The organism is Pantoea sp. V106_11, assembly GCF_029967885.1.
Lineage (GTDB): Bacteria > Pseudomonadota > Gammaproteobacteria > Enterobacterales > Enterobacteriaceae > Pantoea > Pantoea ananatis.
Genome location: NZ_JASCAK010000037.1, coordinates 363,094 through 387,495, shown reverse-complemented (window position 1 = coordinate 387,495; position 24,402 = coordinate 363,094). Strand labels below are relative to the sequence as shown.

Here is a 24,402-nt window from a genome sequence, read left to right as displayed (position 1 = left end):
CAGCACGACGGCTAAGCTTTGCTACGCTTTAGGTGACTGTGATAACCAAGGAGATGAAGCATGTCAGGAAAAATTGAAGATGCAGTGAAAGAAGTCGCCGGTGCCGCAGAGCAACAATGGGGTGAAGTTACCGACTCCCCGCGTCACCGTGCCCGTGGTGCAGCACGCCGCTACACCAATCAGGCATCCTACGCCGCACGTGATGCCGCTGATTGCATCAAGGATCAGGTGCAGTCTAACCCGTTCGCGGGTCTGGCCGTAGCCGCTGGCGTTGGCGTGGTACTTGGCTTCCTGCTGGGCCGCAAATAAGTCTCAAAACGGGAGCGTTGGCTCCCGTTTTACCCTCATACCAGATCGCGCAGATGATCGTCTTTGTTTAACGTCATCAGTGCCGGTATTGTTACCAACGCCGTTGCCATCATGTACCACGCCGGAATATCCAGATTGCCCGTCTGCTTGACCAGCCCTGTAATAATCAACCCCGCACAGCCCGAGAAAACGGCATTCGATAGCGAATACGCCAGTCCCAGTCCGGTGTAGCGAACCCGTGTGGGAAACATTTCGGCCAGCATCGCCGGCCCCGGCCCTGCCAGTAAGCCCACCACACCGCCTGCAATAAACACCACCAGCGCTTTGCTGGGTAACGCCACCGTTTCCGCCTGCAGCACCTTCAGCAGCGGCATCGCCAGTAACAGCAACAGTACGCTGGCCACCACCATCACCCGGCGTCGCCCTATCCTGTCACTGAGTATCCCCGCCGGAATAATGGTCAAGGCAAACCCCAGATTGGAAATCACGGCGATCGCCAGCGCCTGGTGCAGTCCGGTGTGCAGGGCGGACTGAAGGTAGGCTGGCATAATGACCAGACAAGTGTAACCCGCCGCTGACCACAGCATCACGCGCGCCACGGCCAGCAGAATGGTTTTCAACGTCTGGAGCGGTGCGGCTTTGCCCCCCTTCTGCTGCTGTTGCTGACGGACAAAGCCGGGCGTTTCGTCCATTGCCAGCCGCAGCCAGAGCGCCACCATGCCCAGCGGTAATGCCAGGATAAACGGAATGCGCCAGCCCCAGGCCAGCATGGCTGGTGGGCTGAGCGTAAACGACAACAGCGCCACCAGCCCGACGCCAGCCAGCAGGCCCAGCGCCACCGTGAGCGACTGCCACGCGCCATACAGGCCGCGCTTGCCTCGCGGCGCAAATTCCGTCATCAGGGAGACCGCACCGCCGTATTCTCCTCCGGCAAACACCCCCTGCAGGATACGCAGCCCGGTCAGGATTAAGGGTGCTGCGATGCCCACTGAGGCATAGGTCGGCACCAGGCCAATCGCCGTGGTCGCCAGCGTCATGAACACCAGCACCATAATCAGCGTCGGTTTGCGGCCGATGCGATCGCCGATACGGCCAAACACCAGCGCACCCAGTGGCCGAAAGAAAAATGCGACGGCAAAGGAGGCCCAGGTGAGAATCAGCCCACTCAAGGCCGACTCGCCCTGTAACTGGAAAAAGTTCTGCGCAATCAGCGTGGCGAGAAAGCCGTAAATGGCGAACTCATACCACTCAATAAAGTTGCCAACCGAACCCGCAACCAGCGCACGTTTATGTTGCTTTACCTGGGGTGAATAGGTTTCCATTTGACTATCCTCAACTTGCAGCCTGCAAAAGCAGTACGGCGATAAGAGAGATAGTATAGAATTCCAGCAGATAAGGTTATGTATCCCAGACGAGAATAATGACATCACAGCATAATGCCCTTTTCAGTCATCTGAGCAGCGTGCTCAGCGCCGAGAGCAAAACCCCGCTCTATAAACGTTTCGTGCAGGTGATTAAAGACGCCGTGCGCGACGGCGTGCTGCGTCACGAAGAGGTGTTGCCCAGCGAGCGCGAATTTTCTCACTCTCTGGGGATCTCCCGCATCACGGTGCGTAAAGCGATGGATGCGCTCTCTCAGGAAGGGATTGTTCATCGCTCGCGTGGCTATGGCACGCAGATTTGTCGCGCACTGGAATACTCACTGAAAGAGCCGCAGGGATTTTCACAGCAGGTCGTATTACGGGGTAAAAAGCCCGATACGGAATGGCTGCAAAAACATCGTATCCGTTGCGAAGATGACATTGCGCAGAAGCTGCAGCTGCCCCCGGACAGTGAGGTCTATTTGCTGAAGCGCCTGCGTTATGTCGATCAACAGGCCGTGTCCGTGGAAACGTCCTGGGTGCCGTGCGATTTGATCAACGACGCCAGCGACATCGGTATTTCGCTGTACGACTATTTTCGCCGCCACCAGATCCAGCCGGTGAAAACGCAAAGTCGCGTCAGTGCGCAAATGCCAGATGCCGAATTACAGCGCCTCATTGCCCTGCCCGAGCGGATTCCCGTACTGGTGATTAAGCAGTTGGCGCTGGATGCGCGCGATCGTCCTCTGGAATACAGCATCAGCTACTGTCGCAGTGATTTGTACGTGTTTATTGCCGAGTAAGGCACTGCTGCCAGTGGCGAATCAGCGCTGCACGGTCGGGGGCGGTATCGCCTCCACGCTGCGCAACCACGAATGATGCGACGGCATTCCCCAGCGCCACTGCGTTATCAAGTGGCCAGCCAGATGCGAGCGCAGCCAGTAATCCTCCCGTGTGGCTGTCACCGGCCCCAATCGTATCGACCACCGCCGTCTTGAATGCTGCGATCCAGCCGTACTGTCCGTGATGGCTGAAGCCTGCGCCTTCGCTATCCAGCCTGACCACCAGCGGGCTGGCAAAATGTTTTGCCCACTGGGTAATCAGCGCCTGCGCGTTAAAAGACCCGTCCTGCTGCAAACGCTGGTGCCAGACGTGTTCGGCTTCCTGGCGATTAAGCGTAATCAACGGCTGCAGCGCCATCACGCGCTGCCAGTGATCCGGCGCGATCGCAGGCAGACGCGGCCCAAAATCGATCGCCAGCCGCGGCCTGTTTGCCAGCCCTTCCAGCCAGGACAGCAGTGTTTCCGCATTCTTGCCGATGAGCTGATAACCCGACAGATACAGCCAGCCTTCTGCGTGAAGCGGAACAGAGGCCAGCATCGCCTCATCCCACTGGTTCTCCACCCCGGCCACCGACAGGAACGTGCGTTCTCCGTCGGGTTCAACCAGCGCCAGGCACCAGCCGTTGTCGCCCTTGTGGGTTTCCGTGACGCTGGTCAGGCCACAGGCCGTAAGCTTTTGCCGGAGTAGCTCAGCCCAGACGCCCTGGCCGAGCGGTAACGCAGAAACGGCATCCATACCTAAGCGGTGCAGCGCCAGCGCCACGTTCAACGCACAGCCTCCCACGCTGATACTTTGCTGCTGCAGCGCGCTGTCGCCGCCGCGCTGGGGAAGCTGCTCGGCGCGGGCGATGACATCCACGACGGCGGCGCCCAGTACGACGATCGGGGCCCGGTTGCCTAATGTTGCCACGCTCTGGGAATCAACCATGCGCCGCCTCCCGCTTGAGGCGAAAAGCGGTAAACGCCCGGCCGTAGCTTTCAAAGTCCAGTTTATTTACGCTATCCAGCTGCTGTCGGAGCGCAGGGTCAATGGCATCAATACCGTTAAGCGCACCACAAATGGCAACCGCCATCGCACCAATGGTGTCCGTGTCGCCGCCCAGATTGGCGCAAAGAATGGCGCAGCGGTTGGGATCGGTTCCTGCCAGTTCAACCATCGCGATGGCGGCGGGCACGGACTCGATGGTGCTGGTGCCTGTTCCCACCAGGGCATAGATGTTCTCCATAGTGGATTCAACACCGCGCCCCTGTTCAACCACCGAAAATGCCAGCTCGAGGCGCGCAGACATGGCCGCACTAAAGGTGGTTATCTGCCGCTCCTGCGCCGCACGCGCGACGGCCGGCAGCGCGTCACGAATCTGTCTCCAGCCTGCGCCCTCTATCGCCTGGGAAACGGCCCAGGCAATCACGGTTGCCCCGGCAATCGCGACGTCGGCCTTATGGGTGGGGCTGGACGCCAGCGCAACCGCATCAATAAAACTGTGCAAATCTCGCGCGGGTAACAGGCAGCCCAGCGGGGCAATACGCATCGCCGCCCCATTAGTCAGGCCGTTGTTTTCCAGCGCGCTGATCGGCTGGCCGGCCTGTAGTGCGCGCAGCGCGATTTTTGATGTGGGCCCCAGAACATTTTTATTAAACGCGTCAAACCCTTCTGCCCAGCGCAGGATGTTAAGACCAATGGTTTCAGCGACGATCTCTCCGTCATGACGGATGATGGCATCGGCCAGCGCCAGCGCCATCGATGTATCGTCGGTGAACTCGGCGCGGCCGAAATAGCAGGCGGCGTTATTCTCTGCCGGGCCGGGCAGAAAACGATCAATCCAGCCAAAATGTGCTTTCACGCGGCTTCGCGGCCAGAGTTCTGACGGCATGCCCATGGCATCGCCAAGCGCCTGACCATAAAATGCGCCGGTGATCCTTTGTTGTACGGTAATCATCTTCTCTTCCTTATTTTTGGCTTTCCGTCGCGGCGGCAGGCTCAACCACGTTAAGCTCATCGCTGCGTTTTTTCGTATCGCGGAACAGCAGAATAAACGCCACGGTAATCAATATGATCATCACGCTGCCAAACAGCCACATTCCCGCCCAGTTGAACGTCAGGCCGTTGCGCGGTTGACCATAGGCAAACATCTCCTGCATCAGATAGCCCCCCAGGCGATAACCTAACAGGCTGCCGATTCCCTGACAGGCCAGGGTAATTAATCCCTGCGCCGCATTGCGCATGCTCACAGGGGATTTTTTATCGACGTAGATGTAGGCAGTAATGAAGTAAAAGTCATAGCTGACGCCGTGCAGCAGAATGCCCATAAATAACAGGCCATAGGTGAGCAGGTTCTGATCGCTGCCAAAAACAAAAAACAGATAACGCAGCGCGGCCGTCACCAGGCCGAGCAGCAAGACCTTGCCGATACCAAAACGTTTGATAAAGAACGGCAGCGCCAGTAAAAACAGAATTTCGGACATCTGCCCTAACGTCATCCAGCCCGTGGCGTGCGCCAGGCCCACTTCGGTCAGGAAGCCCTCGGCAAAAATGTAATAGAACGCCAGCGGCATACTGAACAGGAAGGAACAGACAAAAAAGACCAGGAAGCTGCGATCTTTTAACAGATCCAGGGCATCCAGGCCCAGCGCGGTTCGCACACTAAAAGCGCCGGTACTTTTAGGCTCCGTGGCGGGCAGCATAAAGGCGAAGATACCCAGCAGCAGCGAGCTGGCGGCGGTAATCAGCAGCGGCACATTGCTGGCGGAGATGTCGCCAAAGCCCAGTAACGACGGCAGAAAACCGCAGACGATACCGGATGCGATCCAGCCGAGCGTACCCAGCACGCGGATACGCGGATAATCACGCTCCACGTCTGCTACATGCGAAAACGCAATGCTGTTGGTGAGGGCAATCGTGGGCATATAGGTCAGCGCATACAGCAGCAACAGGGGAAAGAAACCGCTGAAGTGCGTTTGCTGCGCCGCGAAGTACATCAGCCCGGCGCCCACGATCATCAGCACACCCAGCACTTTCTGGGCCTGAAAAAAGCGGTCTGCCAGCGATCCCACCAGAATGGGCGACAGAATGGCGGCGATGGAGGTACAGGCATAGCACCACGCAATCTCGACGGGCGTGAAACCATTTTTGCTAAGGAAGGCCCAGAGCGGGACAAACCACGCGCCCCAGATAAACCATTCCACAAACATCATCAATGACAGGCTGGCCGTTTTCGTTTTCATTATGGTGTGTTCCCCGGTGTTGGTAAGGCCAATCTAACACCACAAACATAACCTTTATAATACCTTTGGGTGGAATTTTGAGCTACCTCCCATTCTCGGTGAGAACGGTTTTATGCGCGCCACGGGAACCGGTGGCGTCTTCTGTCTGGTCTCACCCGACCGCCGGATGCGAGACGTTGAGCACTTAATGCTCTGGAAAGGCAGCGCGTCTTTGCAGGCGGTTCGGGCTTACAAACACGCCACCGGCCGCAGGCTTTGGGCTTCGGGCTTCGGGCTTTGGGCTTTGGGCTTTGGGCTTCGGGCTTCGGGCTTCGGGCTTCGGGCTTCGGGCTTCGGGCTTCGGGCTTCGGGCTTCAGGCCGCAGGCAACCACAATGCGGCCCGCACGGCATCCTCTAACAACGTATGCGGTTCCTGGCCGAGAAAACTCACCCGTTGAGTATTTTCCATTCGGACAGGCCGCTGCCACAAATAACGCATCTCAAGCATTTCATGTAGCGTGGTATGAAATGGAGCCCGCGCAGAAACACGCCACCAGGCTGTAAGGCGGCGGAATTCGCTCGCCTTCAGGCTCATTCTCCAGGCGCGTCTCTGAACAATGCAGCCGCGCTGCTCATTTCTGGACATCCTTCTTTTCGCTTTGCTGACATACAGATTCTTGTGCATTTATTACACTGCGCGCTGAGAATGAACGTTCATTACAGGGTAATTCATGAAAACTTTTCAGCGCACTATGATCGTCGGGCTGGTCGTGATGATCGCGGGCTGCGATCAAAACAGTCCTCCCGCCGATGCCAACATGACCACCGAAGTCGGGGTAAAAACGTTGCAAAGCGCATCGGTGACACTGGACAGCCAGCTTGCCGGGCGCGTCACCGGCAGTATGACGTCTGATGTCAGGCCGCAGGTGGATGGGATCATTCAGAAACGTCTGTTCACCGAAGGCGATGAGGTGAAAGCCGGACAGGTGCTGTATCAGATCGATCCGGCCAGCTATCAGGCCAGCTACGATCAGGCCGTCGCACAACTTAAGAATGCGCAGGCTCTGGTGAAGAGCAGCAAACTGAAAGCCGAACGCTATGCCGCACTGGTGAAAGATAACGGCGTTTCACGTCAGGATGCGGATGATGCGCAGGCAACGTATCAACAGAACGTTGCTTCCGTGGATCAGTACCGTGCTGCCGTCGAAAGTGCGCGCATCAACCTGAATTACACCCAAATCAAAGCGCCGATTAGCGGTCGCATTGGGATTTCATCGGTTACGCCTGGCGCGCTGGTGACCGCCAGCCAGACCACCGCGCTGGCGACGATTCGCGCACTGGATCCCATCTATGTCGATCTCACGCAATCCAGCGTACAATTGCTCAAACTGAGACGCCAACAGGCGTCACTGCAGCAGAACAAAGATGACGTGCCCGTGACGGTGAAACTGGAAGATGGTACGACCTACGATCATCCCGGCAAGCTGGAACTGACCGAGGTCTCGGTGGATGAGGCGACGGGCACTGTGACGCTGCGTGCGATTTTCCCCAATCCCCAACATGAACTGTTGCCGGGCATGTACGTGCGCGCCAGCGTCACCAACGGCGTGAAAAGCGATGCCATTTTGGCGCCTCAGCAAGGCATCACCCGTGATGCGAAAGGCAATGCTACCGCGCTGGTGGTCGATAAAGAGAACAAAGTCGAAAGTCGCGACGTAGTGACCGACCGCGTAATCGGCAATAACTGGCTGATTACTTCCGGCCTAAACCAGGGTGACAAGCTGATTGTTGAAGGCACCGCAAAAGTTCAGGCGGGCATGCAGGTGAAAGCGGTAGACGTCTCTTCGGGCGATAACGCTCCGACCAGCGAGGGTCACTGATATGTTGGCGCAGTTCTTTATCCGTCGGCCGGTCTTTGCCTGGGTGATCGCCCTTTGCATCATGCTGTTCGGTATCCTGAGTATTCGCAGCCTGCCCGTGGCGCAGTATCCCGATGTGGCACCGCCACAAATCAGTGTTCAGGCCACCTATACGGGCGCATCGGCGGAAACGCTGGAAAGCAGCGTGACCCAGGTTATTGAGCAACAGCTCACCGGACTGGATGGACTGCTCTATTTCAGTTCGACCAGTACCGCATCCACCGGCCAGGTGAAAATCAATGTCACGTTTAAACAGGGCACCGATCCCGATATTGCTCAGGTCCAGGTGCAGAATAAGGTGCAGCAGGCCGAGAGCCGCTTGCCGAGCGCCGTGACCTCACAGGGCGTGACCGTGCAGAAAGCCCAGAGCGACTTTCTGCTGATTTTGGCGGTGTACGATAAAAGCAATAAAAGCAGCTCTTCCGATGTCGCCGACTATATGGTCAGCAACATGGAAGACACGCTGGCGCGCGTGACAGGCGTCGGTAACGTACAGGTTTTTGGCGCCGAGTACGCGATGCGTATCTGGCTCGATCCCAGCAAGCTGGCGTCGTATTCGCTGATGCCTTCTGATGTCACCACCGCTCTTGAGAGTCAAAATACCCAGGTGTCTTCCGGGCAGTTGGGCGCGCAACCGTCCAGCAACACACAACAACTGGTGGCGACGGTACGTTCGCGTTCACGCCTGCAAACCCCTGAGCAGTTCCGCAACATTGTGCTGAAAAGCCAGGCCGATGGTTCTGTGGTCCGTCTGAGCGATGTCGCACGCGTAGAAATGGGCGATGAAGACTACAGTGCCAATGTCATGGCGAACGGCCATCCGGCATCCGGTATGGCTATCCAACTGGCATCTGGCGCTAATGCACTCTCCACCGCCGAAAAGGTGAAATCCACCATTGACGAATTCCGGAGCAGCATGCCGGCGGGCTATGAAATAGCCTATCCGCTCGACAGCACTGACTTCGTTAAAATCTCGATTGAAGAAGTGGTGAAAACGCTGGTCGAAGCGGTCATTTTAGTGGTGATTGTGATGTTTGTGTTCCTGCAAAACATCCGCACCACGCTGATTCCCACGATTGCAGTTCCGGTCGTTCTCCTGGGCACCTTTGGTGTGCTGTCTTTCTTTGGTTATTCGATTAACACGCTTACCATGTTCGGCATGGTGCTCGCCATTGGTTTGCTCGTCGATGATGCCATCGTCGTGGTTGAAAACGTCGAACGCGTGATGCGCGAAGAGGGATTACCCCCGCGAGAAGCAACCGAGAAATCGATGAGGGAGATTACTGGTGCGTTGGTTGGCATCGCGCTGGTGCTCTCTGCCGTGTTCCTGCCGATGACCTTCTTTAGCGGTTCAACAGGCGTGATTTACCGTCAGTTCTCTATCACCATCGTCTCTTCCATGGTGCTGTCGGTGATTGTGGCGCTGACGCTGACGCCCGCCCTCTGTGCCACCTTGCTTAAACCGCACAATCACGACAGCGGTCGCAACGGTTTCTTTGGCTGGTTTAACCAGCGCTATGAAAACGTGCAGGCACGCTATCAACGTGGCGTCGGGAAGGTCATGCACCGTTCCGTGCGCTATCTGCTGCTGTACGGCGTGCTGTTGATCGGCTGTGCCGTGCTCTATATGCGCCTGCCAACCGGCTTTCTGCCGACCGAAGATCAGGGTTACATCATGGTGCAGTATCAGTTGGCACCGGGTGCGACGGAAAATCGCACCCGTGAAGTCCGTCGTCAGGTACAGCAGTATTTCGCCACCCAGGAGAAAGATAACGTTAACGTTAGCATGCTGGTAGACGGCTTCAGTTTTGCCGGTAACGGACAGAATGCGGGGGTCGGCTTTATCTCGCTTAAGAACTGGCGTGACCGTAAAGGCAGTGAGAACAGTGCTGATGCGATTGCAGGCCGCGCCATGGCGGCGCTGTCGCGGATTCGTGATGCCCAGATCTTTGTGCTGTCGCCGCCCGCCGTCTCCGGGCTGGGTCAATCCAACGGCTTCACGTTTGAGCTGCAAGCGCGTGGTGCTACCGCACGCGATCAACTGCTGAAAATGCGCGATCAGCTGATTGCAAAAGCGAATCAGGATACGGATCTCAGCGCTGTACGTGCCAACTCGCTGCCGGACCTGCCGCAACTGGATGTCAGTATCGATGATGCGAAAGCACAGTCACTGGGCCTGACCATCAGCGACATCAATAATACGCTCAGCGCAGCCATTGGCGGCAGTTATGTCAATGACTTCTCCGACCGCGGCCGCGTGAAGAAAGTCTATATGCAGGGCGATCAATCGTTCCGCAGCAAGCCAGAGGATATTGATCAATGGTATGTCCGCGGAACAGACAGCAGCAATAACACCACCATGGTGCCCTTCTCGTCCTTTGCCTCGTCGAAATGGTCCTATGGTCCGGATGTGCTTTCACGTTACAACGGCCTGGCATCCTATGAAATTCAGGGATCGGCCGCCGAAGGGAAAAGCTCCGGGGATGCCATCACCGCAATGGAAAAACTTGCTGCGACCTTGCCTGCGGGCACCACCTTCGCCTGGAGTGGGCTCTCTTATCAGGAAAAACTTTCCGGTAATCAGGCGCTGTCGCTGTATGGCATTTCACTGATTGTGGTGTTCCTGTGCCTGGCCGCCCTGTATGAGAGCTGGGCAGTGCCGCTTTCGGTGATGTTGGTGGTGCCGTTGGGCGTCATCGGCTCACTACTGGCGATTACGCTGCGTGGCCTGGAAAATGACGTTTACTTTCAGGTTGCGCTGCTCACGATCATTGGACTTTCCTCGAAGAATGCCATTCTGATTGTGGAGTTCGCTGAAGAGCACTACCGCAAGGGCGAGAGCCTGATAAACGCGGCGGTTCATGCGGCGACGATGCGCTTACGTCCCATCATCATGACCTCACTGGCCTTTACCGCAGGCGTACTGCCGCTGGCGATCTCCACGGGCGCGGGGGCCAACAGCCGTATCGCCATCGGTACCGGTATTATTGGCGGCACCTTAACCGCCACCCTGCTGGCTATTTTCTTTGTACCGCTGTTTTTTGTGCTGGTCCGCCGGGTCTTTCCGGCACAGCCGCATGACACGGCCCGGCCAACCGACTCAGCAGCGAAGGTGAAGGAATAATGACCATGACTGCAAAACTTTTCACCGTGTTTTTACCCTGCTTCCTTGCGGGCTGCGTGTCGCTGGATCCGCATTATGATCGTCCTGTGGATGCCGTGAAGGCGACAAACCCGACCGGGGAAGCCTACCCTAACCTGCAAGGGACTGCCGTCAATTATCGCGCTATCCGTTGGCAGGATTATGTGCTGGACAGCCAACTCAATCAGGTTGTCGGCATGGCGTTGGACAGTAGCCGCGACTTACGTGAAGCGGTGGCGAGTGTAAAATCCGCGCATGCGCAATACGCTGAGCAACGTGCCGATCTCTTCCCGTCATTGAGCGCCGGTGTCAGCGGGACGCGCTCACGTGCCCTGACGGGCGAAGGCAATCAAACGGCGCTGGGCAATTCTTACTCTGCCGAAGGCAGTGTCAGCGCATTTGAACTGGATTTATTTGGTAAGAATCAAAGCCTGTCGCGCCAGCAGTATGAAACCTACCTTGGTACCCTGGAGGGCGCGCGGAGTACGCGCCTGACGGTGCTGTATAACACCATTGATTACTGGCTTCAGTTGGCGGCGGATCGCAGCAATCTGGCCATTGCGAAAGAGACAGCTGAGAGTGCGCGGCAGTCACTGGACGTGACGCGCAAGCGCATGCAAAACGGTGTGGATTCGATGGTTGATGTGGCGTCTGCGGAAACCACCTATCAGTCTGCGCAGGCGGATGTGGCCAGCTATACTACCAGCGTGGCGCAGGATAAGAATGCGCTGGATCTGGTTGTTGGAAAACCTGTACCCGATACGTTGTTGCCGCAAAATCTTGAATCGATTGGCCATGCGTTGCGCGATGTGCCCGCAGGGATATCGTCGGATGTCCTCAATAATCGTCCTGATGTCTTGCAGGCTGAGCACAACCTGAAGGCGGCGAATGCCAACATCGGGGCAGCGCGGGCCAATTTCTTCCCCAGCATTTCACTGACCGCCAGCGGTGGCGTTGGCAGTGCCGATCTCGCCTCGCTGTTCAAAAACGGCGTGGGAATTTGGTCGTTTTCCCCCAGTATCTCGCTGCCTGTCTTCAAGGGCGGCTACAACGTGGCCTACCTGAATTACACCAAAGCGCAGAAGGAGTACTACGTGGCGGCGTACGAAAAGTCGGTGCAGACCGCTTTCCGCGAAGTCGCGGATGCCCTGGCGCGGCGCGGCACCATCAACGATCAATTGACCAGCCAGCGTAACAATGTGGCAGCCTCACAGATTTACGCGCATCTGGCCGATCTGCGTTATCAAAGCGGCGTGGATACCTGGCTGAATGCGTTAACCGCCCAGCGAACGCTCTACTCCGCCAGAACCCGTCTGGTCAGCGTGGAACAGGCGTACTACCAAAACCTAAATACATTCTACAAGGTGATGGGAGGCGGCTCGGCGCGACAGGCGTCTGAACAAACGGTAGATGTGCGTTGAACGCCCAAATGCGCAGGGATGCGCACCCGACAAACTGCGCGCAATAACATCGCGCGCTGCCCTCAATAGTGGAACAGGGCAAATCCCGATACACGGACATCAGGCCATTCTGTGTCAGAATGTGTGAAGGCGATTCCCTCGCCCCGGAGCCTCGCGTACCATGTCAGAATAAGTCAATAAAAAGGGCCGCATATCGGCCTGTATTCAGGAGAGTTTTTTGAGCAAGCCTGATAATGAAACGTTCTTTAAGCAGCGGCAGCAACTGATCATTTCAGCCGCGAAGAACTGCTTCAGCCGTTCCGGTTTTCACGGTGCAAGTATGGCCGATATCAGTCGTGAATCCGGTTTAGGTGCAGGTCAGCTTTATCGCTACTTTAACAGTAAAGAAGTGATTGTCAGTGAAACCATAAAAAGTATCGCAGAAAACTGGCGGACGTTTTTGCTGCATAGTTTGGCGCACGAAACGCACACCGCCAATATTATTGATACCGACTCGCCCTTTTGGCAGAACTGGTCTCCTGAGGACCGGTGTTTATTACTGGAAATGTATTCCGAAGCCTCACGTCATGAATCAGTGCGCTCAATGCTGGCCCGCGAGGAAGCCTTATTGGTCGCAGATCTGGACAGGCTATTCAGGCAGAAAATGCCGACAGAAAGTCCACTCCAGCGCAGCAACCGTATCCAGTTTTTGCTGATGCTGGTGGATGGCGTCGCCTGTCATGCATATGGAGATAAAAATGTGGATCAGCAGGAACTGAGCCGGATCAATGCTGTACTCGACCGTCACCTGTTTTGATGCGTTACTCAGCATCCGGTTGGTGGATGTCATGGCTAACCGCCTTAAAGAACGGCATAAAGCTGTCTTCTGTCTCGCGGCGTTTCATAAAACGGCGAATGATCATGCCGTCTATTACCAGGGAAACCACATGCAATCGTGCATGGATGATGTTCGCCTCCAGTGCCGGATTGAGCGCCTGTTGCTCAGTAATAAAATTCTTTTTTAAAACCTGCCAGGCATCGTGAAGAATCTGACGAATACGCGCATTACGCGTGGATTCGGATGATATCTCGATGAGCAACACAATGCTTTGTTCGACTTCTGGTGACGCCAAATCTCCCGGCAGATGCGTCACTCTCCCCGCGTTCGCCATTTTCTCGAAGTCGGCTTTCAGTAACACGATCATACGCTGCACCACTTTCGTGACCAGTGCTTCAACGATCGCTTCCTTATTTTTATAATATTTATAAATCAGCCCGATGCTGACATTTGCCTGACTGGCGATACTCTGAATGGAGGTTTGATAAAACCCTTTTTGTCGCATGCAGTATTCGGCTGCATCAAGAATTTCTTCGCTGCGATTCATCAGGATACTCAGAAGATAAAAGAAATGACTTTAGTGTCTGTCATTACCAATAGCTATGGCAAGTGGGTAAGGCATTTCACGTCCTGTCGTATTCGGCGTGATGAAACCACCCCCTTTCCTGCGTCCGTTTGCCTGACGGTTGTCTTCCATCAGGCGAACGGGCGTTGCTCAACGAACTGCGCGTGGCTTTTCCATACGAAATCCCATGCCGATGAGTCGGCCAAAAATAAAGCGTAAAAAGGGATATTTACGGATGATGCCGGGCATTTTGCTTTTGCCTTCCCCACCCGGTTTCTTTTTACTGCTCATTTTTATTTGCAGGAACTGCGTCGCAACGGTGGGAAACTGACGGCGCTGCTGTACTTTTTTCAGATCCCTGAACGTGACCTTCCTCTTTAACAAAGGCCGGGTAAGCAGATTCGCCGTGGCCACCGCATCCTGGATGGCAAGATTAACCCCCACTCCGCCAATGGGTGACATCGCATGAGCCGCATCACCGATGCAGAGCACGCCCGGTTTTGCCCACTGATTCAACCTGTCGATACGGATTGACAGCAGTTTGAAACTCTCCCAGCTGTCAATTTCCGCCAGCCGTTCGACGCTAAAAGGGGAGACGGTGGCAATGTTGTGTTTCATCGCGTCAAGCCCACGGGCCTGAATCGCATCAAACTGCCCTTTTTCAATCGTCAGTCCACACTGCCAGTAATCGCCCCTGTCGATCACGATAACGTTATTTCGCGGGCCGGTGTGACCCATCCCTGACTGCGGATCCTCTGGCTGTTTGTTCAGGCGAAACCACAAAACGTCGCGTGGTGAGCCAAAATGCTGGCTCACCAGTCCGGCCTGTGCGCGAACGGCAGAGTTGCGCCCGTCTGCCCCCACCACCAGGCGGGAACGTATCTCAACGGGCTGACCCGACTGTAAGGCCAGAACACCCCGAACCTCACCCTCTTCGATGATCAACTGGCTTAACGAGGTGGATTTTAGCAGGGTGAAGCCGGGAAACTGCGCGCTCTGTTCCGCCAGAAAATTCAGGAAATCCCACTGCGGCATGAAGGCGATAAAACGGCACTGCAGCGGCAAGCGCGAGAAATCGGCCATCGTGACCTCCTCGCCCCCCATTTCCGCCTGCAGCTTTTCCGCACGCTGATGAGGAAGTTTCAGCAGATCGTCCAGCAGGCCCAGCTGATGCATGACCTCCAGCGTAGAAGGATGGATCGTGTCACCACGAAAATCGCGGAGAAAATCGGCATGTTTTTCCAGCACGACAACCTGTAAACCGGCGCGGGCCAGTAGATAGCCCAGCATCAAACCGGCCGGGCCGCCGCCGACGATACAGCAGTCAGAGATAACGTGTTCAGTGGATGGCATAGCTTACCCCTCATAATATGCGTGGTAAGTGTATGCCACTGCGGATGATTTAAGTACCGAGGAACGACAGGGATAAGCGTTGTTGTCCCGGCCAGACCAGGTGCACCAGTGCAACAGCGTGGTCATCTGGCGTTCTCTTCTTTTATCTCTACCAGCACCAGCGGACATTTTCTGACCTGGCAGGCGTGATGATAGGCCATGGAGCATACTGAGCAATAATCGGCAGAATCTGACTGATACTCGTACTCCTGAAAATAGCGGAAGCCGCCGCTGTCAGCATCGGCGCGCGCGCTGTAGAAAGCATGGTCAGCAAGCTGCTCGTCCAGCTGCATGAACGTAAGTGCGGAGGGGTTGTGATAACCCACTTTAATGCGATATGTGGTCATAGTGACGAGTATTGCTATGCAAAGCTGCATTAGCCAGACATTTTGGGTGTTGACTGTGATAGTTAAAAATTATCAAAAACGTTGCTGACCTTAGTAAACCTCAGCGTCACTAAACCTTTCCTGCGCAAATAGGCATCGGTCTTTTTTTAAGCATGAGACACCTCTTTTGCCCGCTTGTCTGCACATATTCAGGCGCCTGGCGGGCGTTAAATCCTGTTCAGCCACCCTTTCTCTGAGTGCGTAATCGCCGACATAAAAAAGCCAGGCCGCTATATTTATACTATTTAACATCACCGTGATGATTCCCTGTGAAAACGTCGCTGGAAGACAAACAAATAAAATTGTCAAAACACTTAAACAACTATCATTTAACTGTAAAGGTACACTTTAGGATAAATATAAAAAATCAACTTTAGGTACTCTACATGTTGCACAATAAGGCACCGAAAACTCTACGCAAGGTAAAAAACAGCAGACTCAATTTAACAAAGAATTGTAATAATTTAATAAACATACCGAACAGAGCGTTTAGTTTTGCACAACGATAAACCTTAACTTTTTAATAAATGACGCAGAATTTATCATTTTGTGCTGTTTTTTTATTGATCCTTTTCCCTTGAGAACGGGAATAATCCTGGGCGACCGTAAATATTCTTAATATGGAAACTGTACAAAATAATCATTTAATCATCGTAATTTTAACATTCTCAGGAAAATTACCGCTTAATGAAGCATCACAATTGTGCGTAACCGACATCAGAATTTTCTTGGTTAAAGAAGCCGATCTTTCTTTTAACCCGTTGAAGGAAAAGGAAACCCACTGTTATGATAGGTCAACTTTCTTAACAAGCGGTAGAAATCGGCTGATGAGAAGGATAACCAAAGAGGATGTTCGCTGCTCAAGTTGTAAATATTGTTGCCAACTGACGAGCAATACCCAGGAAGAGATATTGCGATGCCCAATTCAAAAGATTGCCGTATGGCCAGGCAACAATCATTTTTTGATAAAAGGCGTTTTGTCGTTGGTCGCCGGAAGATACGAAAGCCTGTTCTGCAGAGGATGTATATTTGTTGACTTTTCGATTCATAACCTCCGTTATTTTACCAGCAAAAACTGGATGGATTATCTGCGAGGGACCGGCCTTGCCATTATTATCATCAGCGATCGCCGAATGGAATCTCTGGCGTCATTTTGGCGGAGACAGGAGCCCACGATAAATACTGTGATTTATGCGGACGGTAAAATTGAGGATATTAAAAAAGCGGTTAATGCCTGTTATTACGGATTAAAAGGAGGTGAAAGGAAACGCGTCAACGCCTTGACGCTGGAAGAAGTTAAATTTTTGGACCTTGCCAATTATGGCCATTCGCTGGGTGAAATTTCCAGCGAAATGAAACTTGGCGTTAAGAAGGTTTACATCATTAAAGACGCTGTCAGAAGGAAAACTGGAATCAATCTTAATCAGTTACTTTCCAGTTAATTGATCATAAAGGAAGATAAAATGACTTATCACACCAATAAATTTAGTTTGTCTCTGATTGTGAGTGCCTTTCTGCTGTCAGGATATGCACAAGCAGATTCTGCTAATACCATTAATTTTCAGGGCGAAGTCTCTGATGAAACCTGTTCAGTTGCCATTAACGGCAATGAGAGTTCACCCGTTGTACTGCTTCCTACCGTAAGTAAAGCGGATTTAGATACCAGTGGTAAGACGGCAGGTAAAACTGACTTTACCGTCGGTCTGACAGGCTGCAGCGGTTCAGCGACCACCACCCAAATCTCAACGGTATTCGTGGGCAATAACGTGAGCGCAGCAGGTAACCTGACGAACACCGGGTCGGCTGAAAATGTTGAGATTCAGATGCTGGATACGGCGGGTACGGTAATCAACCTGACGGGGGGCTTTACCGGTAGCGGCGACTTAAGTTTATCCGCGAATGAGACTGAAAAGTCAGCGACCTATGGCGCGCAATACTTTTCAACCGGGGTGGCAACATCCGGTACGGTCGCTGCCTCCATTCAGTATGCCATAACTTACCGTTAGTTCTGTTCGGGTGCGCCACGGTTATTATGGGGCGCACGTTTTTTTGAGGAATCAAATATGGAAAACCGCTGGCTGGTGTTTGCGCTAAAATTATTTTTCATTACTTTCCTGTTCTTACTTGCAGTAAATAACGCCAGAGCGAACGTGACTATTCTGGGTAGCCGTGTCATTTACCCTGCCAGTGCCAAAACCGTTGATGTGCAGTTAAAAAACAACGGTGATATCCCCTATGTTATTCAGGCCTGGTTTGATAACGGCGATGCCAATTCTCAACCTGAGCAAAGCAGTCAAACGCCCTTTATTGTGACACCACCCGTTTTTCGTATACAGCCCAAGACGGGCCAAATTGCACGAATTATATTCAACGGTAGCCTGCCTCTCCCTCAGGATCGGGAGTCTGTCTTTTGGTTTAACACATTGCAGATCCCCCCTGCGAATCTGAAAAATGAAAATAATCAAAATGCCATGATGGTCATGTTACGAAACCGCCTTAAAATCTTTTACCGTCCTGTTTCAGTGGGAAACCCGAATAACATATTAAAGAATATCTCGCTTAAATTCGTTCACGATAATCATAAAGGGCTAGGCATTGAAATCAATAACCCTCAACCCTGGCATGCTTCATTACTCGACATTTCATTTAAGGTGGCAAATCAAGACCTGCATTCCGATGCTGATATGATTCCGCCTTTTAGCAAAAAAACCTTTTGGTTCAGTGCGGATAAAAAACGTTTACAGGGCGTAAACATTGTCTCCGTTGCTGCAGTTAACGACCAGGGAGCCAGAATAAGTGAAAACTATAAGGTTGAAATTAATTAACTCAAAATTAATTGCATTCACCATTTCGATTTCCTTTTCTCAGCATGCTTACTGCGAAGATTATTATTTTGACTCAAGCCTGTTTAAAGGCTCGGCATTTGGACAGAACATTGAACAATTTAATCAGAACGCCACGCCTGCTGGCAATTATCTGGTCGATATTTATCTCAATAATAAACGGGTTACATCCGGTGTCAAAATCGCGTTTATCCAGTCTGACCTCCAACAGGATGCGGAACCTTGCCTTCCGTCAAAGGTTGTTGCCTTGCTGCAGCTAAAAGTGCCACCCACGCCTGAACCTGAAGAGCAGTGTCATCCACTGGGTTACTGGTCATCAGACAGTCATTGGCAATTTGATCCGGCATCACTGCAATTACAGCTCACGATCCCAAACTCAAGCCTCGATAAGAAGCCGAGAGGTTACATCCCTACATCTGAATGGGAAGAAGGTATTAGTGCAGTATTTTTACGGCACAACACCAATTACACCTGGACCGAAAACCGTACGTCTGATTATCGCTATCAATATTTATGGAGTGGGATCACCGCGGGTACCAATCTGATGAAGTGGCAGTTCCGTCATCAGGGTAATGCGCGCTATCTCAATGACAGTGCAGGCGGCAGTCGATACCGTTACAACACCGTGAAAAGCTGGGTACAACGCCCGCTGGAACAGCTTAACAGCATACTGTCTTTAGGTGACAATGCCACCGACAGTTCCCTGTTTGGCAGCCTGGCTTTTAACGGGATTAAATTGTCTACCGACCCACGGATGTGGCCACAAGGCAGGCGGGGTTATGCCCCTGAAGTCAGGGGCGTGGCAACCTCCAGCGCGCGGGTTGTCATTAAACAACTGGATAAAGTGATCTATGAAACCACAGTGCCACCAGGCCCTTTTGTCATTGATGACTTGTACAACACGCGCAATCAGGGTGACCTCGCTGTTGAGGTCATTGAAGCTAACGGTAAGCGTTCGACCTTTACCGTTCCTTATGCTTCCGTTCCAGACTCTGTGCGCCCGGGCAACTGGCAGTACTCGCTGGCGCTGGGACGGGTTCGCCAATATTACCGTGTCAATAACACCTTTTTTGAGGGCATTCTGCAACGGGGCATCAGTAATCGCCTGACGGCGACGGCGGGTACCCGGCAGGCAAACGATTATCAGGCGTGGCTGTTAGGTGGCGTGCTGGCAACAGAGATCGGCGCACTGGGAATGAACAGCACCTTTTCACATGCGCGGGTTGAACAGAACAAAACAGCGTCAGGCTGGCGCGCGGAGATCAACTACAGCAAGACGTTTGACACAGGCACCAACCTGGTTCTGGCTGCCTACCGGTATTCAACGAGTGGGTTCCGTGATTTGCAGGATGTTCTGGGCGTGAGACGTCAGCAAGACGCAGGCATTCAGTATTATTCTGATTCATTAAATCAGCGTAACCGTTTGACTGCCACACTGAGTCAGTCCATGGACAGATTCGGTTTGATCAGTTTGAGTGCCAGTACTGCTGATTATTACAATAACCAGTCGCGCATCACGCAATTGCAACTTGGCTATAGCAACACCTGGAAAACTATCAGCTACGGTATCAACATAGGTCGTCAGCGTACGGTCTGGTATAACAACCGCTATGATTCAGGTTTTTCCCTACAGCAGGATGACAGCCGCCAGCAAAAATACACCGAAAATACCTTTTCACTCAACGTATCCATTCCGCTTGACTGGGGTAAAAGCCTCTCGTCAGTCGCTTATAACGTTAACCAGTCCAGTCAAAATCGCAACACATCCCTGTCGCTGTCGGGAACGGCAGGCGATAACCGTGACTTATCTTATTCACTCTACTCTGGCCTCGATCAGAACCGGGATGGGCAGCGCAATCGTGCCCTGAGTTTCGGTGGCAATCTGCAACAAAATACCCGACTGGGTGCGGTACGCGCCAGTTATGGGCAGGCCGAGAGTTATCGCCAGGTCGGATTAGGCTCGTCAGGCACCCTGGTTGTGCATCGCGGTGGGGTGACGGTGGGCCCCTATACCAGTGATACGTTTGCGTTAATAAAAGCCGAGGGCGCGCAAGGCGCGACAGTGCGTAATGGTCAGGGTGCTGTTGTGGATGCGTTCGGCTATGCCATCTTACCTTCTCTGACCTCCTATCGTGAAAACACCGTCAGTCTGGACACGCTTAACATGCAGGCTGATGCGGAACTGAGCGGTGGAAGTCAACGCGTGGTGCCTTATGCCGGTGCGGTGGTGCAGGTGCATTTCGCCACGCTCAAAGGCAAAGCGGTCCTCATCAATCTGAAGACAGCCAACGGTGAGATGCCGCCCATGGGCGCTGAGGTCCGTGACGCAGAGAATACGGTAATCGGCGTGGTTGGCCAGGGGGGGCAGCTATATGCGCGCGTGCCTCATGACTCGGGGGTGCTGCGCGTAAGCTGGAATAACAACGGGCCGCAGCGCTGCCGGGTTAATTATCAGATTACCGGCCAGTTTGACAGCCAAATCATCCACCTCGACAGCCTGTGTAGCAAGGAGTGATGCAGTGTCTTTACATCGATCTTTTTTCTTCATCGCAATGCTGTGCGCAACGCCGCTGCCGCTGCTGGCAAACTGCAGCAAGGTAACGAGCGCATCTTCACTTTCAACGGAGGCGAAGGAGGCAGGTTATACGGCAAGTTCGTGGTCAGGTGCCTGCGATACCTGCTCAGGCAATGTGGGCCTGCCGTCGATCATCAGCATCAACTCGGGTAATACATTTCAACCCTCAGGTACGCTGCTGGCGAGTTCAGTGGGTAATTTTCTGACAGCATCCACTAACAAAGCCTACACGCCGAATCAGATTCTTTATCGGTGCGCGCAGGCCGATGCCGATAAGCTGTATGAAATGTACGCCACTAACGGTGATTCACCTTTTGCCGGGAAAAACAGCACCAGCGAAGTCGACGGTGCTTATTATGACTATGTGAAAAATGTTGCCGTTCGCCTGACTAATCTTGCCACAGGAGAATATTACAGCCGTTACTGGAAGAGCCGTAAACTTACCGCTGATGACTGGTATTCCGATGGACAGTATATTTATATCCCCGCCAGCGCTTTCAGTAATGTGCTTTATGAGATGTTTAAAATTGACTCTACCAGCTATTACGTAAACAGCGCTAATCGTTACGTCGATGGCCATGCACAACCACGGGGATATATCGCTTTTAAAGGACCAGGGTTAGATACAAATAACCTTGATGAAGGCAAAGACAGTAGCACTGTCTGGAATGGATTTTACAACAACTGGCCTGGCGGCTGGAGCACATATAAAAACGTCACCTATGTCCGCGGTGCAATCTGTGAAGTGAAAGATTACCCTTCCGTCGTATTGCTTCCTACCGTCAGCACCGCCACGCTGGCCGCAGGCGGTAGCAGCCAGGCGCCCTTTTCTGTCGCGCTTCAGTGCGAATCGGGCGCGATTTCCAGCATCAACGCGTCAACCAGCAGCGCAGCGAATGTCGCCATGGGCTTTCTGGTCAATCAACCCAATGCCGTGGCAAAGGCGAACAGCCTTGGCCTGACGACCAGCGGCGGCGGCTTAACCTGGCTACTGGACACCCGGTATGGCAATAGCGACGTTGCGTCAGGAGTGGGAATTAAAATCTACAACAGCAATGGAACAGCCATGAATTTATTACCGGATTTTACCAGCACCGGCTCAGGAAACAGTCGTGGATGGTATGCCTATAAAGACTTAACCTCACTGGTTTCCTCAAGTCATGGTGAAACCTATCAAGGAGACTTCACCGCCTCGCTTGAAGCCATTCCCGGACAGATCACTACTGCAGGAACCGTCAATGCTCAGTTACAGGTCGTTGTTAGTTTTCAGTAGATTCATGCTGCTGTTGATGTTTATGCTACCGGGCGTCAATCAGGCCGCCGTGAATATCGATAAAACACGGATTGTTTTTAACGCTGGGGACACTGCACAATCCGTCAACCTGATAAACAAGGCAGAAAGCCCTGCCATTGTGCAAATCTGGACGGATGAAGGTGATATCCATCTGTCGCCCGATAAAAGTAAAACACCTGTGATGGCTATGCCGCCGATATTTAACATGCAGCCCGGCGAAGTCCGTTCGGTGAAACTGATGCTGACCACACGTTCTGCGCTCGCCCCGGATAAAGAAACCTTATACTGGCTAAACCTTTATCAGATACCGGCGATCAAAAAATCCGATGGTCAGAACCCACGGAAGCTGATATTGCCACTGCGCCTGCGTTTGAAAGTGTTCGTACGGCCAACAGGGTTAAGAGCGCCTCAGCCAGAGGATGCAAAGAAGCTGAACTTTATCCTAAAGGGACAAGAGCTAAAAATAACAAATCCAACGCCCTGGTATATGAGCCTGAATGCGAAAGTGGATAATGCTGTGCTGAGGGATATTATGGTGCAACCGCATTCTTATGTTCTGCTTTCCCCTTCCACATCGCTTAATCCTGGCTCCATCGTGTCCTATGAAGTCATTAATCAGAATGGTAATGCTGAGAAGTATCACGGTACGCTTCTCGATACCGTCGTTCACTAGCTGAATGGAGCATATTCGGAACAGTGGATAAAATGCCCTCGCGCTGGAGTGTAGTAAATCTTCAATAAGGCGTTGAACATTGATGCCTCATCAATGATCTTCTGTTCAGACAGTAGAAAATTAACGCTTTCTGCTTTCGGCATTGTGAGAAGATGCAACATGACATATCAGATAACAGAAACAGAAACAGAAACAGAAACAGAAACAGAAACAGAAACAGAAACAGAAACAGAAACAGAAACAGAAACAGATAAATTATAAAACACGCAGAGTTAGCAGCCAAAAAAAAAAATTCAAAACACTATTTTTTCTTAGGCGATATTATATCAGCATTATAAACCCATTGTTTCAAGCCAAACAAAAATGAGAAGCCATAGAAAGATTATTTATAAAAATCCATTGAATTTATTTTTTATTTTCATGACGAGCTTACATTAGCTCCATTAAGTAAAAAATCGATAAAAGGAGGACGGCTTACCCCTTCCTCCTGAGATATTTTCAAGACAGATTTCGCGCTACCGCATCATATACATGAGTCCAGTTGATTCCACGCAATCCATTTTTTTCATCATCTGGATGTAAAACCTGATGGATACCTTTGTCTTGAAGGGGCGCGCCACCGTCTATCGTGCTCTGGTTAGGAAACAAGGCAACTGTCGGTGTCTTTACCGCGATAGCAAGATGTAAAGGGCCTGTATCTCCAACAATTAACGTCGTGAAACCACTTATTTTCTCAGCCAGTTGTATCAAATTTGTACTTCCTGCAACGTTGATCACCCTGTCACTTTGCGATTCCATTCCCTCAATGATGCGTTGATTTAGGGCTTTTTCTCCAGGAGCACCGATGAGTTCAATAACCAAATCGCTATACTCATTAATTAATTTACTGATTAACAGTGAGAAAGCAGATTCAGGCCAGCATCTTTCTGTACTGGATGCCCCAGCATGTATGCCAATAACTGTCTTATCATAGCGCTGAGGTTTATAGGGTGCGGGAATAAACATTGATTCAGACTTTACCATAATGCCTACTGATTCAAGCATTTCAGTTTTTTGGCGAATAAAGTGGATATTCCCTTTTTTTCTGTTATCGTAAAACGAAGACAAGCATGTTTTCAGAATAAAGTCTTTTCTGCCCTGATAATCAGTATAATAAACATCTTTAAAAATATAACGAGAACCTGCTAACGAAGCGGTAAGGATATCATAAGGCGTTCGCGAATGAAGGATGAACGTTGCCTCAACCTGATTTTTTCTTAATGATTTTATCAAAGAGAGCATACCTGAAACTTTTCCTCCCCAATATAAAACCTCATCAAAAATATTACTCCCTTCTACCAGGGGATGATTTCTCTTTAAGATGACCAGCGTAATTTTGGCATTTGGCCAGCGTTCTTTTATTGCACGAATAGAAGGCGTGTTAAATAAAAAATCACCCAAGGCCGTATTTGAAATAATAGCAATGCTTTTAAGATTATCATTTTCAGAAAAACGGGCAATTTTTCTTACGCGATAGCCGGTTACTTTCCACATGGAAAGAAATAATTTTGCAGCGAATTGTTTTGTGATTTTACTCATTTAAATTGTCCCGACTCAAGCCTTAACATCCTAAGGGTCTAACCATAAATAGCATTGCCGATGCAATTAATCTGCCAGACGCA

The 24,402-nt window shown here is 52.2% G+C and carries 20 protein-coding genes; 12 read left to right on the top strand and 8 right to left on the bottom strand.

All coding sequences use genetic code 11. The annotated features are described in order from the left end of the window. Positions 1-60: 60 nt before the first annotated feature. Entirely contained in the window at positions 61-309 is a 249-nt protein-coding gene (locus tag QLG08_RS20645; protein ID WP_013025421.1) for a DUF883 family protein, read from the top strand. Positions 310-344: 35 nt separating this feature from the next. Here the strand turns inward: QLG08_RS20645 and QLG08_RS20640 are convergent, their stop codons facing one another. Beyond that, positions 345-1,631 carry an MFS transporter gene (locus QLG08_RS20640; protein WP_019105678.1) on the bottom strand — a complete coding sequence of 429 codons (1,287 nt, stop codon included), beginning with the start codon at positions 1,629-1,631 and terminating at the stop codon, positions 345-347. Positions 1,632-1,729: 98 nt separating this feature from the next. Between QLG08_RS20640 and QLG08_RS20635 the strand changes: the two genes are divergently transcribed. Continuing rightward, positions 1,730-2,473 carry a GntR family transcriptional regulator gene (locus QLG08_RS20635; RefSeq protein WP_014593467.1) on the top strand — a complete coding sequence of 248 codons (744 nt, stop codon included), beginning with the start codon at positions 1,730-1,732 and terminating at the stop codon, positions 2,471-2,473. Here the strand turns inward: QLG08_RS20635 and QLG08_RS20630 are convergent. Genes QLG08_RS20630 through QLG08_RS20620 form a run of 3 tightly spaced genes read right to left on the bottom strand, consistent with a single transcriptional unit; the run spans position 2,460 to position 5,734 of the window. Beyond that, positions 2,460-3,440, bottom strand: coding sequence for a PfkB family carbohydrate kinase (locus tag QLG08_RS20630; RefSeq protein WP_019105679.1), 981 nt, complete (start codon positions 3,438-3,440; stop codon positions 2,460-2,462). The two genes, QLG08_RS20635 and QLG08_RS20630, sit on opposite strands and share 14 nt — an antisense overlap. Further along, positions 3,433-4,449: an ADP-ribosylglycohydrolase family protein gene (locus QLG08_RS20625; protein WP_019105680.1), complete on the bottom strand. Its 1,017-nt coding sequence runs from the start codon at positions 4,447-4,449 to the stop codon at positions 3,433-3,435. Before QLG08_RS20625 ends, QLG08_RS20630 begins: the two co-directional genes overlap by 8 nt. Positions 4,450-4,459: 10 nt before the next feature. Further along, entirely contained in the window at positions 4,460-5,734 is a 1,275-nt protein-coding gene (locus QLG08_RS20620; protein ID WP_019105681.1) for a nucleoside permease, read from the bottom strand. A gap of 711 nt (positions 5,735-6,445) precedes the next feature. On the opposite strand from QLG08_RS20620, the gene QLG08_RS20615 reads away from it, so the two are divergent. From QLG08_RS20615 to QLG08_RS20600, 4 genes are all read left to right on the top strand, one after another. Continuing rightward, on the top strand, positions 6,446-7,594 hold the full coding sequence (locus QLG08_RS20615; RefSeq protein ID WP_019105682.1) for an efflux RND transporter periplasmic adaptor subunit: 1,149 nt from the start codon (positions 6,446-6,448) through the stop codon (positions 7,592-7,594). Between the two features lies 1 nt (position 7,595). Then, positions 7,596-10,757, top strand: coding sequence for an efflux RND transporter permease subunit (locus QLG08_RS20610; RefSeq protein ID WP_019105683.1), 3,162 nt, complete (start codon positions 7,596-7,598; stop codon positions 10,755-10,757). Continuing rightward, positions 10,757-12,196 carry an efflux transporter outer membrane subunit gene (locus QLG08_RS20605; protein ID WP_019105684.1) on the top strand — a complete coding sequence of 480 codons (1,440 nt, stop codon included), beginning with the start codon at positions 10,757-10,759 and terminating at the stop codon, positions 12,194-12,196. The genes QLG08_RS20610 and QLG08_RS20605 overlap by 1 nt, the downstream gene beginning before the upstream one ends. A 217-nt stretch (positions 12,197-12,413) precedes the next feature. Continuing rightward, the gene (locus QLG08_RS20600) at positions 12,414-12,992 is read left to right on the top strand and encodes a TetR/AcrR family transcriptional regulator (RefSeq protein WP_014606105.1); all 579 of its coding nucleotides are present in this window, start codon (positions 12,414-12,416) and stop codon (positions 12,990-12,992) included. 4 nt (positions 12,993-12,996) lie between these two features. Here the strand turns inward: QLG08_RS20600 and QLG08_RS20595 are convergent, their stop codons facing one another. The 3 genes from QLG08_RS20595 to QLG08_RS20585 all read right to left on the bottom strand — a co-directional run bounded on the left by QLG08_RS20595 (position 12,997) and on the right by QLG08_RS20585 (position 15,317). Further along, complete coding sequence (locus QLG08_RS20595; RefSeq protein WP_013025411.1) at positions 12,997-13,560, bottom strand: TetR/AcrR family transcriptional regulator; 564 nt, start codon at positions 13,558-13,560, stop codon at positions 12,997-12,999. Between the two features lie 168 nt (positions 13,561-13,728). Then, entirely contained in the window at positions 13,729-14,931 is a 1,203-nt protein-coding gene (locus QLG08_RS20590; protein ID WP_014593458.1) for an FAD-dependent oxidoreductase, read from the bottom strand. A gap of 122 nt (positions 14,932-15,053) precedes the next feature. Continuing rightward, positions 15,054-15,317, bottom strand: coding sequence for a hypothetical protein (locus QLG08_RS20585; RefSeq protein WP_019105685.1), 264 nt, complete (start codon positions 15,315-15,317; stop codon positions 15,054-15,056). Between the two features lie 659 nt (positions 15,318-15,976). Between QLG08_RS20585 and QLG08_RS20580 the strand changes: the two genes are divergently transcribed. From QLG08_RS20580 to QLG08_RS20555, 6 genes are read left to right on the top strand one after another with little or no spacing between them, the layout of a single operon-like run. Beyond that, positions 15,977-16,798 (top strand): hypothetical protein, encoded by an 822-nt coding sequence (locus tag QLG08_RS20580; protein WP_028715019.1) that lies wholly within the window; start codon positions 15,977-15,979, stop codon positions 16,796-16,798. Between the two features lie 21 nt (positions 16,799-16,819). Further along, a complete protein-coding gene (locus QLG08_RS20575) occupies positions 16,820-17,362 on the top strand; it encodes a fimbrial protein (protein WP_014593456.1) in 543 nt (180 codons plus the stop codon). Between the two features lie 57 nt (positions 17,363-17,419). After that, a complete protein-coding gene (locus QLG08_RS20570) occupies positions 17,420-18,181 on the top strand; it encodes a fimbria/pilus periplasmic chaperone (protein ID WP_013025406.1) in 762 nt (253 codons plus the stop codon). Further along, complete coding sequence (locus QLG08_RS20565; protein ID WP_227008741.1) at positions 18,177-20,714, top strand: fimbrial outer membrane usher protein; 2,538 nt, start codon at positions 18,177-18,179, stop codon at positions 20,712-20,714. Before QLG08_RS20570 ends, QLG08_RS20565 begins: the two co-directional genes overlap by 5 nt. A 37-nt stretch (positions 20,715-20,751) precedes the next feature. Then, positions 20,752-22,047: a fimbrial usher protein StbD gene (gene stbD / locus QLG08_RS20560; protein ID WP_029571410.1), complete on the top strand. Its 1,296-nt coding sequence runs from the start codon at positions 20,752-20,754 to the stop codon at positions 22,045-22,047. Then, on the top strand, positions 22,013-22,741 hold the full coding sequence (locus QLG08_RS20555; RefSeq protein WP_019105689.1) for a fimbrial assembly chaperone: 729 nt from the start codon (positions 22,013-22,015) through the stop codon (positions 22,739-22,741). Before stbD ends, QLG08_RS20555 begins: the two co-directional genes overlap by 35 nt. 498 nt (positions 22,742-23,239) lie before the next feature. Here the strand turns inward: QLG08_RS20555 and QLG08_RS20550 are convergent, their stop codons facing one another. Then, positions 23,240-24,319 carry a glycosyltransferase family 9 protein gene (locus tag QLG08_RS20550; RefSeq protein ID WP_019105691.1) on the bottom strand — a complete coding sequence of 360 codons (1,080 nt, stop codon included), beginning with the start codon at positions 24,317-24,319 and terminating at the stop codon, positions 23,240-23,242. Between the last annotated feature and the right edge of the window lie 83 nt (positions 24,320-24,402).